Source organism: Bacillus sp. BF2-3 (assembly GCF_008368795.1).
Lineage (GTDB): Bacteria > Bacillota > Bacilli > Bacillales > Bacillaceae_G > Bacillus_A > Bacillus_A cereus.
In genome coordinates, this window is record NZ_QOSA01000005.1 from 37,937 (window position 1) to 55,576 (window position 17,640).

Below are 17,640 nucleotides of genomic sequence, written 5' to 3' on the forward strand. Positions count from 1 at the left end.
GTAAATTTTTTATGAAGAAAGTCTAAAGAAATGTTGAATGAGCGACATTTCTTTTTTTATTTGTTGTATAATCAAAATGTAAATGAGATTCGTTTTCAATTTCGTTCATTACCTCTTTTGAAATTACCTGTAATTTTAGCCATAATTAGCTGTTTTTCTTTATCGTTATTTGCATGATTTATTTTATTTAAAAATTTTTCAGCATCATTTCCTTTTAATGCCATAATCTGTTTTCCGTAATATTCAATTAATACCATGTTATTTTTTGTTATCCGATAATGAAACATCTTATCATCTAAACGATTGCGTTTATCGGTGTTTTTCATATTACATCTCCATTCTTTTTAGTATGTAACAAATGTTACAAAAGAATTTGAAATTATAGTGTAATGCATCCGATTGTATGTTGGAAATTTTGCAAGAAAGAAATACAATAGAGAGTAGTCAAAATTGAAAATGAGAAAAAGGAATCTAGTTTTAACAGAGTGAATATTAAATAATATTATAATATACTTGATAATTAAAAGATATAAAATAGAATGGATGTACGTTAAGTGAAACTAGATAAAAGAGGGTTCCTAGTATGTTAAAGAAATGGTTAATCGTTTTCTTTATTTTTGCAGTTTTTTGTGGAAGTATTGTTACACTAATACATGCAAATAAAGGAAAAAAATATGATGCAAAGGCATTTTCTAATGTAAATAGTAAGCAAAAAGATGTTAAGCAGGAAATTGATGCGAATGAGAAAAAGCGTTATGAAATTGCAGCTGGAAAACTAGATCAGTACTTAAAAGATAAAGGATTTAATGGAAGTGTTCTTGTAGCAAGTAAAGGTCATGTGATTTTACGAAAAGGCTACGGTTATGCGAATGTGAAAGATCAAGTATTAACAACGCCAAGAACGAAATATCGCATTGGTTCTATTACGAAAACAGTTGTTGCAATATCTATTATGCAACTAAAAGAAAAAGGGAAGTTGAACATTGAAGACAATGTAAATAAATATATCCCATCGTTTCCAGCAGATAAAAATATTACGTTACGAAACTTGTTAACACATACGTCTGGATTACCAGAACAGGGACAAGGTAGTGTTGACGCAGCATCACGGTTAAAATTAGTAACGTGGATTGGGGCACAAACGTTACAATTTCCAGCAGGGACAGGATGGAAATATACAGATTATAATTATATGGTGCTTGCATATATTGTAGAAAAAATATCGAATAAACCACTTGCTGAATATGTGAAAGAAAATATTTTGACTCCCGTTGAAATGAATGAATCTGGAATGGGCGCAACACTTCCAGAAGATATTTTCTTAGCAGAAGGGTATACGAAAAAAGATAATAAGTTAATAGCCACGCCGCGCTTAAAAATGAACTGGCTGTATGGTTGTGGTGAAATGTATACGACTGTTGAAGATATGAAAAAGTTAGATGAAGCTATTATGGATGGTAAACTACTTTCTAAACAAAGTGTATCAGATATGTTTTCTGCATCACCTGCAAGAAAATATGGATTTAGTTTCTATATTTACCCAGATTATTATCATAACCACGGTGTATTAGCTGGCTGGAACACTTTTAATAATTTTAACTGGGATAAACGAACGTTTGTCATATTATTTTCTAACGTCCAAAATGGTATGAATGACGCATTTAATCAAGAATTCAGGAAAATGGCGAATGATTTAATAGAAGGAAAATAATTATAAAAAATCGGTATTGATATGTAATTATCAATACCGATTTTTTTATTTTGTAAAGTTTTACTTACTGAATAAAGTGAAACTTTATTCAGTGGAGGGGCTTTGTTCATCCCCACTGAGTAGAAGCCCTCATCAATCGGGCTTTTACGGACAGCAGGGCCCCCACCTAACTTTTTTGCTTCCGCTGAATTTTGAGGTGAGGGTTACTGCCCATAAATAGCGGGATCAATAGGTAAGAAAGGTGATTGACATATGAATAAATCTAAATAGGTAGTTAAATGCTAAGTAATGCAAAGAAAAATTGGTAATTTTTACATTGATAAAAAAGCTTGAGCTTCACACTATGTGAAGCTTTATATTATTGGAGACAAGAACAGGAGGTTGAAAAAATGAAAAAAGCAATAAAGTTTTGTTTAATAGCTACATTATCTACAACAATTATTAGTGGATGCTCTTTTGAGGGTAACAATGAAAATGTTAAAGGGAAAGAAGGGGAAAAAGTAGAGGTACAGAAAAATGCTGGGAAATATACGATGCCAGATGAAAAAGATAAACATGAAGGTACATGGCTGCAATGGCCACATGAATACACATATGGTGAAGAGTATAAGAAGGAAGTTGAACCTATTTGGGTTAAGATGGCAAGTGCTTTAACTGAGGGTGAGAAAGTCCACATTGTTGCATATGACCAGGAAGAAAAAGAAAGAATCAATAACCTTTTAACAGATGAAGGGTTGAATATGGAGAAGATTGATTTCTTTATCGCGCCTACTGATGATGTATGGGCAAGGGACAGTGGACCAATTTTTGTTTATGACAGCAATAAAAATCTCAAAATATTAGATCCAGCATTTAATGGTTGGGGGAAGAAAACACCTTATAAAAATGATGCTCAAATACGTAAGAATGTTAGTAAACAATCAGGAATTGAAAGAGTTGATTGGGGGAAATTTGTCCTTGAAGGCGGCGCAATTGAATTAGACAGCAATGGGACTGCGTTATTAACTCGAAGTGCAGTAACGAATAAAAATAGAAATCCTGATTTATCAGAAAAGGAAATTGAAAAATATATAAGTGACCTTGGGGTATCAAACTTTATTTGGTTAGATGGAGTACCTAATTTAGATATTACGGACTTTCATATTGATGGATTTGCTAAATTCCATAATAAATCTACCATTGTAACGATGAAAGAAGATGACCTAGCCGAATGGGGTTTATCTAATAAAGATATGGATACATTGTTAGATGCAAAAAATGCTTCAGGACAGAAATATAAGTATGAATACTTGCCGCTTAGTAAAGAAAAGGTTGCTTTAGAAAATGGAAAAACTCTCGATTATAAGGGATCGTATATCAATTATTATATCGGAAATACAGTTGTATTAGTGCCTAATTATAATGATCCGAATGATAAAATTGCAAACGATACGATTCAGAAGTTATACCCAGATCGTAAAGTAGTCGGTATTGATGTGAGAGAGTTGTATAAAAACGGCGGTATGATTCATTGTGTGACACAACAACAACCCATTGCATTGAAGTAATTAATTTTAATTTCGTTGTGCTGCTATATAGACAAAATAGGTGGAATCTTATTACCTATTTTGTCGTTCCTTATTATTTGTAATAATAAAATTTCAATATAATGATAAATGAATTGTAGTGTATGTTCGCTTTTCGTTTTATATGGTAAAGGAGAAAAATGTTTGTGTTAAAGAATTTTAAAATAGTGTTTTCGTATTTCCCTATCGTTTTGCAGTACATTTTAAATGTAGCTTTAATTTGCTTAGGGGTTGTTCTAAGTGTGTTTCTTATGAAAGAAGTCATTCAGTTTATACAAGAAATGAAATTGGATAGTAATGAATCTAGTTATCATTTAATTGATAGTATCGTTGTATTCTTTTTGTACTTTGAATTCATCGTAATGATTATAAAGTATTTTCAAATGAATTTTCATTTTCCATTACGATATTTTATATATATAGGTATAACAGCTATTGTGCGTCTCATCATTATAGATCACGATAGTCCGTTAGATTTATTGTTATATGCCTGTGCAATCTTTGTATTAATTAGTGCATTGTTCATTGCGAATTCTAAAATGATGCGTCGGGATTTAGAATAGTGACATTTGTTGTTGAATTAAATAAGATATTTTATCTTTTTGCAAAAAAGGAGTAACGGTATTGAAAGAAATAATCTTAACCAGCCTCATAATGATAGGGTTTATGATTCTATTATTTAATTGTATACTTTCATGATTTAAAAGAATAAAAGGTTAATAGAGAAAGAGGTTTTTGTAAATATGGTTCATTACAATAATCAAAATAGTTTACATTTATAAGTTTTGCATTCATAGGTATTGAAGCAATAGGGGTTGAAATTGAAGATCCCTTTGGTCAGGATCCAAATGATCTTCCGCTAGAAGGAATTTGTATAGGAGTAGAAACGCATTTAGTGAATTTATACAATCAAAACGATCTATTAGAAGTAATGGGTTTGAATCGGGATAAAAAAATCGTTTGATTATTTATTGTTGTTTTAAAATATGGTATTTAAAAAACTTGTCAAGAGTCAATTTAAGGCTTAACGTCAGCTTTATATTTTTTATATAAATATATAATATTTCTCCATGCTATAATCCATTCATAAAATGTACATGTTGCATGAGTTGTAATGAAAAAAGACATAAATTTAGGAATAGTTGGCTTTGTAAAATCAGTTATGTAACTACTACTAAAAAGCGAGGTAAATAATATGGAACAAAAACATAATGGCATTATTTTTACTGCAATACCAGACGAATCAAATGAATATTATCAACCATTTTATGAAGACTTGATTTACTTTAATGAATGTTTAAATGAAAAGAAATCAATTGCGGATCAACTTATATCTTTATCTGCTGAAGAACAAGACTTTCATACGAGCTGTTTTGAGTATGATGATATTTGGCTAAGAGATGTTGCACCGGTTGTCACAAATCATCTAGTTAAATTTAAATATCGACCAAATTATTTACCAGATGATCAAGGGCGATATTTAGATCAACAATTTAATAAATGGTTGAAAAAGAATGACTTTGAATATGAAAAATCCCCATTAATATTAGATGGCGGTAATCTTATTTGGAATAAAAAAGATACTGTAATATTAACAGAACGCATATTTGATGATAACGATGATTGGACAGAAGAGGAAATTATTGAGCAGTTAGAATGGGATTTAGATGTGAGCCGAGTTATTATTATTCCTGCTGAAGAAGGGGATGTACTAGCACACGCAGACGGAATGGTTAAATTTATTGATGAACATACAATGTTTATTAGTGATTTTTTAGGGGATCATGAATTTAGATATAGTGTTCAAGAGATTATTCAAGAACAAATGCCAGAAGCTGAATTTATAGTTGTTCCCTCATCATATACAGAGAAAGGACAATATGATCAAGAGATAGCATCGGCAAAAGGGTTGTATATAAATATGTTAGAATCATGTGATGCTCTTTATGTTCCTAAGTTTGGACTAGCTAAAGATGAGGAAGTTTTACGTTATATTCAACAGTATACGGAGAAACAAGTTATTCAAATTCAGGTAGGAGAAATATCAACAATGGGAGGCGCAATGAATTGTTTAACATGGTATTGTCCAAGTCATTTGTTACCTTCAAAAATGAGAAGATTGAAAAATCAGAATGGAGATTTTTCAATGAAGAAGATTTTTGATTGGTTTTAATAAATAAGTAATGAAAAGAAAATCTATTCAAGGAGTATTGATATGTATACCATCGCTGAGTTTTCTCGGATTTGTAAAATGAGTACGCGGATGTTAAGACATTATGACAAAGAGGAGATATTAAAACCGGCATATGTGAATCCGGTTAATGGGTATAGATATTATGAACAAGAGCAGCTGGAAGTAGCGTTGAAAATAAAAAAGCTAAGGGAGTATAAATTTCCTCTTCCAAAAATTAAAATTGTTTTGCAGTCATCGGATCAAGATTCGTTTGTTCAACATATACAATCACAAATTATCGAGTTGTCTCAGGAAGTGAAGCAAAATTTACAGGTTATTTCAGAAATGAATGAAATGGTAATGGTGAATAGTAGTCTAAATATTGCTCGCCATAGAAGTTACGATATATTAATGGGAATGAGGAACGAAGTAACGCTAATTACTCAAAGAGTAAAAATAGATATAGATGATATGGATGATTATTTTTATGACTTATATGAAGAGGTACAAAAAAATAACTTTCAAATAGTCGGTTCTCCATCTGCAGTCTTTTATGATGAAGAATATATTCCAAGTAACAGTGATATTGAGTTAAGAATTCCGGTTATGCAGGGGAATGATGAAGACGTAGCACAAGAGTATGAAATGAAACAACTAAGTCCACATCATATCGTTACTACTATGCATTATGGAAGTTACGACTATATAGGTTACGCTTATATAGCGTTAGAAGAATGGATTGAAAGAAATGGGTATGTGATAATTAATTCGCCATACGAGGTTTATATAAAGGGACCTGAATGTGATTGTTTAGCAGAAGAGTATGTGACACAAATTTGTTTTTTAGTTACGAAAATAGAATGAGAATAAGGATTGACATTAACATTATGTCAATCCTTATTCTATGTGTGAAAGCAATTTATCATAATAAAAAGGAGAGAGAATATGAGAAGAATAATCATGATTATTTGTCTGATTCTAAGTATGGTATGGATTTCCGCATGTACTTCTGGAGTAGGAGAAGGTGAGAGTGGTAGCGCTGTTCTACCTAATCAGCTACCTAAAAATGTAGTGTTTAAAAATGGTACAATCTATACTTCAAATGAAAAGCAAGACATCGTAGAGGCTGTAGCCGTTAAAGAGGGGAAAATTATATTTGTTGGTTCAAACAAGGATGTAGAGGAATTTATAAATGAAGATACGAAAGTGTTGGATTTACAAGGACGTTTTATCCTTCCTGGTTTTGTGGACAATCATAATCATATATTTGAAGCAAAATCACCAGCAGCAGGAAATTGTAGTGTTTCACCAGATGCTTCTCTGCAAAAACAACGCTCGTATTTAAAGGCTTGTAAAAAAGGTGTGAAAGATGGCGGATGGATAAGTGGAACGGGGTTCAGTTTGGAAGCGTTGTTAAAAGATATGGACGAAAAATCAGAGCAACAAACCCCATTACAAGTTCTTGATGAGTTATTTCCTAATAATCCAGTATTAATTATGGAAAGAACCTCCCATTCTGTATGGGTTAATTCAAAGGCACTCGAGTTAGCTGGAATAAATAAAGATACAAAAGATCCACAAGGTGGAAGGATTATTCGGGATTCCGAGACAGGAGAACCGTTTGGTGTTCTTTATGATACAGCAGGAGATATCGTGATGGAAAAAGCATGGAATTCTCAACCAAATCTGTTTGAAAAAAATTATGAAGGTTTATTAGACGGTTTAGATGAGGTTGCAAAGAATGGTATTACTACAGTTGGTGATGGACGTCTTTATTGGAAGCGAGGCTGGTTAGACGTTTGGAATAAAGTAAATGACGAAAAAAAGCTAACGTCACGCGTAGTACTTCGACCATGGGTATATCCAAATTTAAACGAAGCAGAACAAATGGAGTATTTCAAAAAAATTAAGCGTGATGATGTGTCATCCCGTATGCTTATTAATCAAGTGAAAATGTATAGTGATGGAATTAGTATTAATAGCACTGCTAAAACACTAGAAAAATATAAATTTGAATGGTTTACAGGAACTCCGTATGGGTTGAATTATATTCCAGAAGAAAAAATGAAATGGTGGTTAACCGAATTAAATAAAATTGGTTACGGTGCACTTATTCATACAATTGGAGATGCTGGGGTAAGAGAGAGTTTAAATGCGATTGAAGCAGCGAAAAAAGAAGGTGCAAACCAGCCTTATACACTTACGCATGTGGAAATGGTAGAAGATAGTGATATAGATCGTTTTGCTAAGTTAGGTATTAGCGCTGATTTTCAAGTAGGTCATGATTTTGCGGAAGATCCAAAACAAAGCTGGGCAAGTACGTATTTTACAAATCAGCAAATGAAACGAATTATGCCGTTAGGGCGAATTTGGAAAACCGGTGCGAATGTATCACTTAGTAGTGATTGGGATGTAAACGAACTGAATCCACTTGTGACGATTTCAAATGCATTAAGCATTGATGAAAAGGGCTTGTCTGATGTATACGCAGCTATTGATGCCTATACAATTAAGCCAGCTAAAGCGCTAGGTCTTGATAACATTACAGGTTCGATTGAAGTAGGCAAATCAGCTGATATGGTATTACTAAATGAAGATATTACTAAAATGAGTGCCGATAAGATTCCGAATGCGAAAGTTTTAGTGACGGTTTTACAAGGAGAAGTAGTGCATCACAAGGAGAAATAAAGAGTCACCTTATAAAGTTGCTACAAGTAAATGAATATATTCCTGTTGACCTTAACACGATGTCAAAGTATAGACTGGACATACATTCATATAAGGGGTGAACACGTATGAGAAATATAGAAAATAGTTTGTATTATATGCCTGCGGAATGGGAGAAACATGAAGGTACATGGCTCCAATGGCCACATGATAAAACACATAGGGGTGAAGGTTACAGAGCTAAGTTAGATGATATTTGGATATCGATGGCAAAGGAGCTTCACTATGGAGAAAATGTCCATATTGTTGTATGTGATGAAGAAGAAAAAATACATGTCCAATCGAAGTTAATGGAAGCTAACGTGAATATGAATAAAATTGATTTCTTAATTCAAGAAACTGATGATATTTGGATAAGAGATAACGGACCAATCTTTGTAAAAGATAAAGAAGGGAACCGCTATCTAACGCACTGGATATTTAATGGTTGGGGAGATAAATATCCGTACGAAAACGACGCTAATATTCCGAATAAAATAAGTGAAATGTATCGCATTCCAAAAGTTGAATCTAGTGTCTGTTTAGAGGGCGGAGGAATTGAGATAAACGGAAACGGGACCTTAATGGCGGCGGAAACGTCTATTATAAATGAAAATCGAAATCCTACACTAAGTCAGAAAGAAATTGAAATGGAGTTAACGAAATATTTAGGAGTAACGAATTTTATATGGATAACTGGTATACGCGGAGAGGATAATTATGATGAAGATACAGATTATCATATTGATGGCGCGGCACGGTTTGTAAATGAAAATACGATATTGTATGAATATGATCCTTTCGGTGAAGGAGAGTCATATCTTTTGGAGGCGTACGAAAAGCATTATCAAGAATTGCGACAAGCAAGAAATATAGATGGCAAGCCATTTCAGCTCATTCCAGTACCAGTAACAAGAAAATTGGTAAAAGAAGCAGATTGTAAAGGATCGTACTTAAATTTTTACATTGGTAATGAAGTTGTATTGGTACCTATATACGGTGATGAACATGATAAATTAGGGCTTCAAATCATTGAAGGTCAATTTCCAGGGAGAAGAATTGTCGGTATATATGTTAACGAATTGTATGCATACGGTGGTATGATTCATTGTGTGACGCAGCAGCATATAGAATAGAGTAATTCAAATAAAAAGCATGCAGAGCATATACTCTGCATGCTTTTTATAATGTTGAAAACTCCTCAACAAGTTGAGTGAATTGTTTCAATGCACTTTCAATCGGTTCTGGCGTAGTTAAATCAACACCAGCTTTTTTCAATAGGTTTAGTGGATAGTCAGAACTTCCACCTTTCAGGAATTCAATATAATTTTTCTGAGCATTCGGATCATCACTTAATAGTTTATCAGCGATTTGAATGGCAGATGCGAATCCAGTTGCATATTTGTATACGTAAAACGGGCGATAGAAATGAGGGATTCTAGCCCATCCGTATTTTACTTCTTCATCAAATACAAGTGAATCACCGTTATATTCTTTAAATAGCTTTTCATAAATTTCACTGAAGACTTGTGCATTTAATGGTTTACCTTGTTCAGCCATTTCATGTGTAATTTTTTCAAATTCTGCAAACATAATTTGTGTAAAGAAAGTACCTTTAAATTTCTCAATAAAATGGTTAATTAAATGGTTACGCACGTCCGTATCTTTTGCTTCTTTTAATAAATAGTGAATTAATAACACTTCATTTACTGTAGAAGCGACTTCTGCGACAAAGATAGAATAATGTGCAGAAATTCTTGGTTGGTATCCATGTGAATAGTGCGTATGCATACCGTGACCGCATTCATGAGTAAGAGTGAACAGGCTGTTTAAATCATCGTGATGATTTAAAAGAATGAAAGGATGAACGCCGTATACACCAAAGTTATAAGCACCAGAACGTTTTCCTGGTGTTTCTCTTACGTCTATATATCTTTTATCTTTAAAACTTTTTAATGTCTCAATATATTCTTCTCCTAAAGGAGCTAGTGATGAAATCATAATGTCAAATGCTTCACTATATGGGATGTCTTGTTTTGCACCTTCTACTAAATCGACGCCTAAGTCGTATTGTCTTAGTTCATCTACGTTTAATTTTTCTTTTCGAATTTCATTGTATGTATGTAATGTTTGAATGTTTTTTTTCGTTGTATCAATTAGGTTTTCATATACTTCTTTCGGAACCATATCGCCAAATAATGATTTCTCTAGCGCTGATGGATAGTTTCTTAATTTCGAAACAGTAACATTATTTTTAATAGTAGCGGATAAAGTAGATGCGATGGAATTCTTTAACTGAACATATGGTTTGTAATATGCTTTATAAGCTTCTTTACGCTTTTCACGATTCGTATCTTCTATTAATTTTGCATACATTCCGCGTGTTAAGTTCACTTTTTCTCCATCGTCAGTCGTCACTTCACCAAATAATATATCTGCATTGTTTAACATACCAAATGTGTGCTGTGGAGAAGAAAGAGCTTCACCCATTTGTGATAAAATTGCTTCTTGGTCCTTATTCAATACGTGTTTTTTATAACGATATAATTCAAATAAGTCTTCTTTATAATATTGTAAGCCTTCTGTTTCTTCTATGTAAGAATGTAATGTGTTTTCGTCTATGCTAAGTAAGAAGGGGGAAAAGAAAGATTTCGCTGCACTTACTTTCACGTGTAATTGTGATACTTTATCGACAAGAGATTGCGCGTCAGTATCGCGTGTATCAAGGTCAGATTGTAATCGTGCATAAGCGAACATTAAAGATATTATGCTAGAAATTTCTTCACTCTTCGTTAAATAAGCTAATAAACTATTGCCATCGTGAATATTGCCATTAAATTCGTGTAATTCCTTCGTTAATACTTCAATTTTATGAAAATCACTTTCCCAATCTTCAATTGTATGGTAAATGTCTGTTAAATCCCATTTTTCTATATCAGCTACTTGTAATCGATCTTTAAGTTCTGTCATAATCATTTCCTTTCTAAACATGTAGTTATATTTCTATATAACTATGAAATACAACAAATTGCAAAAAATCCCTGCTGAAAATTGAAAAGCCTTGCTAAAATAACAAGGCTTACATACTTATAGTGTAATTCCGAATTTTGAATGTAAAAGGTTTGTATATTGCATGTCTGTAACGGTTTCTTTCGTTTTTTTACCATTTTTCGCTACTGTAAGGCTATCTTTCGTTAAAGAGGCATGCCCATCTTCAGTTAGTTTTACAATAAGAGGTACTTTATTAAAGGGTGATCCTTCATGTTCAACGATAATTTTTTGTGCTGTATTTGCTTTTTCTTCATCCACTTCTTCTATATAAAATGCATAGCCTAACGTCCAATCATCAGCAGAAGATTGATCCAAGAACTCATTGTTTTTCCGCATCTCTAAAATGTAGTTTCCCTTTTCGGTCATTTCTTTACGAATACGATAATCTCCTGTAGCAGAGTGAATGACTTCACCTGAGAAAGGGACAGGGGCAAGAGGTAAGTATGATCCGAATCCTACTTCAATTAAATAAAGTTCATTCTGATGTGTTAAAACGGTTACGATATGGCCAGAATCAACAGCCCATATGGAGTTTGCAGCGTTATAAACTGTTCCTGAAACGAGATGAACATCGAATCCAGAATCTTTCAGGAAGTAATACATAGTAGGATTGAGTTCATAACAAAGACCGCCACGGTTATTTACTAAAATTTTCTCTTTCAAATTTTCTTTTGATATTTCTTTAAAATTCTTTTCGAGAATATTTAAGTTTTCAAAAGGAACAGTTTGTGCCATTGCGTACATAATGTTAGATAAATCTTCAAATGAAACTGTGTCTTTTTCTTCTATATGTAATCGTGCGAAAAATTGTTTTTGAAAGTCTGTCATCGAAATCCCTCCGTTATGCTTTTATAGGTAAATTGTAAACAATCTTGAATAGGATGTGAAATGAAAACTACGTTGAATATTTGAAATTAGATTAAAAATAATATGGGAGAGTGAGAGATTGCTACTTTACTAACGGTGGGACGAATATTATAATAATTCTGATAAACTATGCAAACGCTTTCTTGGAAGGGGATGGTGTACAGATGTTTAAAAGAATAACAATAGTCGGATTGTCAGTTGTTATGTTTTTACCTAGTATATATGAGGGGAGTAAGGCATATGCAGACACAGTTAACAATGGAACGTTAATGCAGTATTTTGAGTGGTATTCTCCGAATGATGGGAATCATTGGAATCGTTTGCGTACTGATGCTGAAAATTTAGCGGAAAAAGGAATTACATCTGTTTGGATACCACCTGCATATAAAGGAACTACGCAAAATGACGTAGGATATGGAGCATATGATTTATATGATCTGGGGGAATTCAATCAAAAGGGCACAGTGCGGACGAAATATGGGACGAAAGCACAATTGAAATCTGCAATTGACGCTTTACATAAGAAAAACATCGATGTATACGGTGATGTAGTTATGAATCATAAAGGTGGGGCTGATTATACAGAAACTGTCACAGCAGTTGAGGTAGACCCGAGCAATCGAAATAATGAAGTATCAGGTGATTATGAAATTAGTGCGTGGACAGGATTTAACTTTCCAGGGCGTGGAGATTCTTATTCTAATTTCAAATGGAAATGGTATCATTTTGACGGAACGGATTGGGATGAAGGAAGGAAATTAAACCGAATTTATAAATTTAGGGGCATAGGTAAAGCATGGGACTGGGAAGTGTCTAGCGAGAATGGGAATTATGATTATTTGATGTATGCGGATCTTGATTTTGATCATCCAGATGTTGCGAATGAAATGAAAAAATGGGGAACGTGGTATGCGAATGAATTAAATTTAGATGGTTTTCGTTTAGATGCTGTTAAACATATTGATCATGAATATTTGCGCGATTGGGTAAATCATGTTAGACAGCAAACAGGGAAAGAAATGTTTACAGTAGCTGAATATTGGCAAAATGATATCCAGACTTTAAATAATTATTTAGCGAAGGTTAATTATAATCAATCTGTGTTCGATGCACCACTTCATTATAATTTTCATTATGCTTCAACAGGAAATGGAAATTATGATATGAGAAATATTTTAAAAGGAACGGTAGTTGCGAATCATCCTACACTTGCGGTTACTCTAGTTGAAAATCATGATTCACAGCCTGGTCAGTCATTGGAATCTGTAGTGAGCCCTTGGTTCAAACCGCTGGCATATGCATTTATTTTAACGCGTGCAGAGGGGTATCCTTCTGTTTTCTATGGTGATTACTATGGTACAAAAGGAAATAGTAACTATGAAATTCCAGCGTTAAAGGACAAAATTGATCCGATTTTGACGGCACGAAAAAACTTTGCATATGGTACGCAACGTGATTATTTTGATCATCCAGATGTGATTGGCTGGACAAGAGAAGGTGATAGTGTACATGCTAATTCTGGTTTAGCAACATTAATCTCTGATGGACCAGGAGGGGCGAAGTGGATGGATGTTGGAAAGAATAACGCAGGGGAAGTATGGTATGATATTACGGGTAATCAAACAAATACTGTAACAATTAATAAGGACGGATGGGGGCAGTTCCAAGTAAGTGGAGGATCAGTTTCCATATATGTTCAACAATAATTTGGTGATGAAAAAGAAGAGGTAGACTGAAATATAAGTTTTCCTCTTCCTTTTTACATTCTGTATAGTTATAAAAGTATGACACCTTTACTTCTCACGTAACATATAGTATGATGATTTCAATAAATTAGATTTCAATGACTATAATATAAATTAATGAGAGGTGCTTTTTGTGAGTGCGGTAGGTATTAAATAGGAAAAATTTAATGAAATAAATCGGATAAGACCAGGGGATTTTTATGTACATCATACCCCTAATTTTGTCATGCATTTATTTCAAAACCTATGAAGATACCTACAATACTTTATAAAGCGTGTAATAAGGGACTGCCATCTATTTTTTATGGCTTATTTCCTCATACGTTATTACACATGCCTTGTAAATGTAAAAGCTGCGGTATCCCCGCAGCTTTTTTGTATATGTTTTTATTGTATAATTATGGAATTTTATATATGACTCATTGGAATCTAATGAGTAGGTATCTTCATTTATGATAAAAATCAATCATAGTGAGGAGAAACAAAATGAATACGATGACTTTTGAAAAGTTACAATATAACGAATTAAAGGATATAGTGAAATCTTATTGTGTAAGTGGATTAGGTAAGGAATTATTAAACAAATTAGAGCCGAGTACGAGTATAAAAGTAGTGAGAAATCGGTTGAATGAAACGACAGAAGCACGAGCTATATTAGATGCAGAAGGGCATGTTCCTTTCTTCGGCATTTCTAATATTGCTAGTACAATTCAAAAATTAGAAAAAGGGATGATTTTAGATCCAGAAGAATTAGTAAGTGTTTCAGACTTTTTACGTGGATGTAGAAAGATTAAAAAGTTTATGTTAGATAAAGAATTTTTTGCACCAGTATTAGCTTCTTATGCAAATTCAATGACTGAATATAAAAGTATTGAAGAGGAAATTAACTTTTCAATTAAAGGAAATAGTATTGATGCAGCTGCAAGTAAAGAGTTAAAACGAATTCGAAATAATATCGATTCTGTAGATGGGAAAATAAAAGAACGTTTAACGAAGTTTTTAAATAGTAGTGCAAATAAGAAATTCATTCAGGAATTCTTTATTAGTAAAAAGGATGACCGTTATACGATTCCAATTAAATCTTCCTATAAAAACCAAGTTGCCGGAAGTATTATTGAAGCCTCGGCAAAAGGTTCTACTGTATTTATAGAACCGCATACGGTTACGAAATTGAATGCAGAACTAGCAGGTTTGAAAGCAGAAGAAGCGGTTGAAGAATATCAAATTTTAGCGACTTTATCAGGGATGGTATTAGAAAATATTTATAGTATAAAGATTAACATGGAGCTAATTAGTCAGTATGATATGGTATTTGCGAAAGCGAAGTTTAGTAAATCGATTGATGGAATAGAACCGAAGTTAAATGATCATGGCTACATTCATTTAGTGAATTGTAAGCATCCGCTTTTAACAGGGCAAGTTGTACCCTTAAATTTTAAAATTGGTCAAGAGTATCGTAGTTTAATTATTACAGGGCCGAATGCGGGCGGAAAGACAATTGTGTTAAAAACAATTGGATTGTTAACATTAGCTACAATGTCAGGTCTTCATATTGCAGGAGATAAAGGGACAGAAATCGCTATTTTCGAAAATGTATTTGTAGATATTGGTGATAATCAAAGTATCGAAAACGCACTAAGTACATTTTCATCTCATATGAAAAATCTTTCTGAGATTATGAGGATGTCAAATAATAATACGTTACTTTTATTTGATGAAATAGGGAGCGGTACAGAACCAAATGAAGGTGCAGCACTTGCAATTTCTATTTTAGAAGAGTTGTACTTTGCGGGATGTATTACCGCTGCGAGTACGCATTACGGAGAAATTAAACGATTCTCAGAAATGCATGATGACTTTATGAATGCAGCGATGCAGTTTAATAGTGAAACGTTAGAGCCGCTTTATAAATTAGTTATCGGAAAATCAGGAGAAAGTAATGCACTTTGGATTGCGAATAAAATGAACGTAAAAGAACATGTACTGAAAAGGGCGAAAGAGTACATGGGAAATAAAGAGTACGCTTTAGAAAAAGTGAATGAAAGTAAAATTAGAAAACCGAAATTCGTACAAGAAAAAAGAGAATCTCATTATGAGTACAAAATCGGCGATCGTGTTAATTTATTGGATCATGATGATTTTGGTATCATCTATAAGGAAAAAGATAATTTTTATAACGTTGTTGTATATTATAACGGTGAATTCGTTGAAGTAAATGTAAAACGTATTACTTTAGAAGTAGCAGCGAAGGAGTTATATCCAGAAGGATACGATTTAAATACACTATTTGTTGATTATAAAGAAAGAAAAATGCAACACGATATTGAGCGCGGATCGAAAAAAGCACTTCGTAAAATTCAAAAAGAAATAAGAAAGAATAGAGGATAAGTTAAAATGGTAACGATTAGACAAGAACAAAAAAATGATTGTAGAAAAACAGAAGAAGTCGTAAAAGAGGCATTTTCACTTGAAGAATTTAGTGATAAAACAGAACATGAACTTGTAAAACGTATTAGAGAATGTGACGCGTTTGTTCCGGAGTTATCAATTGTTGCGGTAGATGAAGATATAGTTGGTCACATTATGTTATCGAAAATTACAATAGAACAATGTGGAACTTCTGTAGAATCGTTAGCACTTGCACCAGTTTCAGTTGCTAGGGGCCATCAGAAGAAAGGAATTGGTGGAAAACTGATTACGGCTGCTTTAGAAAAAGCGAAAGAACTTGGATACGGATCAGTTGTAGTATTAGGACATCCAGAGTACTACCCGAAATTTGGTTTTAAGAAAGCAAGTGAGTGGAATATAAAAGCACCGTTTGAAGTGCCTGAAGAGGTATTTATGATAAAGGAATTAACAGAAAATGCTCTTCGAGGTGTAGAAGGAATTGTACAATATTCGAGTGCTTTTGCTGAGTAGGAGTACCGGTTAAGAAATGTAATCATAAAAGATGCTATCTTTTTGTATGGATATACAGAAAGATAGCTTTTTTTATTAAGCGGATCTACTGACGTATATTTTGCTCAATGAATAATTGAGGTGGTAAAATTGATATAGAAACGTAAAGGGAGAGAATGAAATGAATAAGCGAGAAACAGATAGCAATGAGAATGTAGTGACGTTATATGTTACAAGACACGGTAAAACAATATTAAATACGAATCATCGCGCGCAAGGTTGGGCAGATTCTCCTTTAGTAGAAAAAGGTGTTGAAGTTGCCACAAATTTAGGAACAGGATTAAAAGATATTCATTTTATGAATGCATATAGTAGTGATAGCGGCCGCGCAATTGAAACTGCTAATTTAGTATTAAAATATAGTGAGCAATCAAAATTAAAACTTGAGCAAAGAAAAGATTTGCGAGAATTAAGTTTCGGTATTTTTGAAGGTGAAAAACTTGAGAATATGTGGGATGTGGTTGGAAAAGCTGCAGGCGTTGCATCACCAGAAGAACTTATGAAGTTTTCTATTCAAGAAGTGATTAATCTTATTAGAGCAGCAGATCCTACGAAACAGGCGGAAGATTGGGACTTATTTTCTACTCGTATAAAAAAAGAGATAGATAAAATTAGTGAAGAAGCTGCTGGAAATGGTGGCGGTAACGTTTTAGTTGTCGTTCATGGGCTTTTGATTACTACCTTAATAGAAATGTTAGACAGTAGCAAAACAAAACTTGGAGTGGAAAATGCTAGTGTGACGAAAATTGTATATCAAGATGGAACATACACAGTCGAGTCTGTTGGAGATATGAGTTATGTTGCAAAAGGGAAAGAAAGTGTTGAAATATAATTAAATCTCCAATAGATATAAGAAAAGGAAGG

The 17,640-nt window shown here is 33.2% G+C and carries 14 protein-coding genes and 1 pseudogene; 12 read left to right on the plus strand and 3 right to left on the minus strand.

The window, feature by feature from the left end:
• Positions 1–95: 95 nt before the first annotated feature.
• Positions 96–326 carry a hypothetical protein gene (locus DN401_RS04610; RefSeq protein WP_086385092.1) on the minus strand — a complete coding sequence of 77 codons (231 nt, stop codon included), beginning with the start codon at positions 324–326 and terminating at the stop codon, positions 96–98.
• Positions 327–583: 257 nt separating this feature from the next.
• Between DN401_RS04610 and DN401_RS04615 the strand changes: the two genes are divergently transcribed.
• From DN401_RS04615 to DN401_RS04655, 8 genes and pseudogenes are all read left to right on the plus strand, one after another.
• Complete coding sequence (locus DN401_RS04615) at positions 584–1,711, plus strand: serine hydrolase domain-containing protein (RefSeq protein ID WP_000915192.1); 1,128 nt, start codon at positions 584–586, stop codon at positions 1,709–1,711.
• Between the two features lie 389 nt (positions 1,712–2,100).
• Positions 2,101–3,258 (plus strand): agmatine deiminase family protein, encoded by a 1,158-nt coding sequence (locus tag DN401_RS04620; protein ID WP_000709181.1) that lies wholly within the window; start codon positions 2,101–2,103, stop codon positions 3,256–3,258.
• Positions 3,259–3,422: 164 nt separating this feature from the next.
• Positions 3,423–3,839, plus strand: coding sequence for a phosphate-starvation-inducible protein PsiE (gene psiE, locus DN401_RS04625; protein ID WP_006923430.1), 417 nt, complete (start codon positions 3,423–3,425; stop codon positions 3,837–3,839).
• A 209-nt stretch (positions 3,840–4,048) separates the two neighbouring features.
• Positions 4,049–4,240, plus strand: a pseudogene (locus tag DN401_RS04630) (bestrophin family protein); the annotation flags it as partial.
• Positions 4,241–4,471: 231 nt separating this feature from the next.
• Positions 4,472–5,449 carry an agmatine deiminase family protein gene (locus tag DN401_RS04640; protein WP_149287591.1) on the plus strand — a complete coding sequence of 326 codons (978 nt, stop codon included), beginning with the start codon at positions 4,472–4,474 and terminating at the stop codon, positions 5,447–5,449.
• Between the two features lie 42 nt (positions 5,450–5,491).
• The gene (locus DN401_RS04645) at positions 5,492–6,313 is read left to right on the plus strand and encodes a MerR family transcriptional regulator (RefSeq protein ID WP_000287984.1); all 822 of its coding nucleotides are present in this window, start codon (positions 5,492–5,494) and stop codon (positions 6,311–6,313) included.
• 81 nt (positions 6,314–6,394) lie between these two features.
• Positions 6,395–8,137, plus strand: coding sequence for an amidohydrolase (locus DN401_RS04650; protein ID WP_149287592.1), 1,743 nt, complete (start codon positions 6,395–6,397; stop codon positions 8,135–8,137).
• A 107-nt stretch (positions 8,138–8,244) separates the two neighbouring features.
• On the plus strand, positions 8,245–9,291 hold the full coding sequence (locus DN401_RS04655; protein WP_017673133.1) for an agmatine deiminase family protein: 1,047 nt from the start codon (positions 8,245–8,247) through the stop codon (positions 9,289–9,291).
• 46 nt (positions 9,292–9,337) lie between these two features.
• Here the strand turns inward: DN401_RS04655 and pepF are convergent, their stop codons facing one another.
• Complete coding sequence (gene pepF / locus DN401_RS04660) at positions 9,338–11,125, minus strand: oligoendopeptidase F (RefSeq protein WP_149287593.1); 1,788 nt, start codon at positions 11,123–11,125, stop codon at positions 9,338–9,340.
• A gap of 117 nt (positions 11,126–11,242) precedes the next feature.
• The gene (locus DN401_RS04665) at positions 11,243–12,034 is read right to left on the minus strand and encodes an arylamine N-acetyltransferase family protein (protein WP_149287594.1); all 792 of its coding nucleotides are present in this window, start codon (positions 12,032–12,034) and stop codon (positions 11,243–11,245) included.
• A gap of 203 nt (positions 12,035–12,237) precedes the next feature.
• Between DN401_RS04665 and amyS the strand changes: the two genes are divergently transcribed.
• The 4 genes from amyS (at position 12,238) to DN401_RS04685 (ending at position 17,608) form a co-directional block, all read left to right on the plus strand.
• Complete coding sequence (gene amyS, locus DN401_RS04670) at positions 12,238–13,779, plus strand: alpha-amylase (RefSeq protein ID WP_000476411.1); 1,542 nt, start codon at positions 12,238–12,240, stop codon at positions 13,777–13,779.
• Between the two features lie 525 nt (positions 13,780–14,304).
• The gene (locus tag DN401_RS04675; protein WP_149287595.1) at positions 14,305–16,206 is read left to right on the plus strand and encodes an endonuclease MutS2; all 1,902 of its coding nucleotides are present in this window, start codon (positions 14,305–14,307) and stop codon (positions 16,204–16,206) included.
• Positions 16,207–16,212: 6 nt separating this feature from the next.
• The gene (locus DN401_RS04680; protein WP_149287596.1) at positions 16,213–16,737 is read left to right on the plus strand and encodes a GNAT family N-acetyltransferase; all 525 of its coding nucleotides are present in this window, start codon (positions 16,213–16,215) and stop codon (positions 16,735–16,737) included.
• A gap of 160 nt (positions 16,738–16,897) precedes the next feature.
• Complete coding sequence (locus DN401_RS04685; protein ID WP_149287597.1) at positions 16,898–17,608, plus strand: histidine phosphatase family protein; 711 nt, start codon at positions 16,898–16,900, stop codon at positions 17,606–17,608.
• The last annotated feature ends 32 nt before the right edge of the window (positions 17,609–17,640 follow it).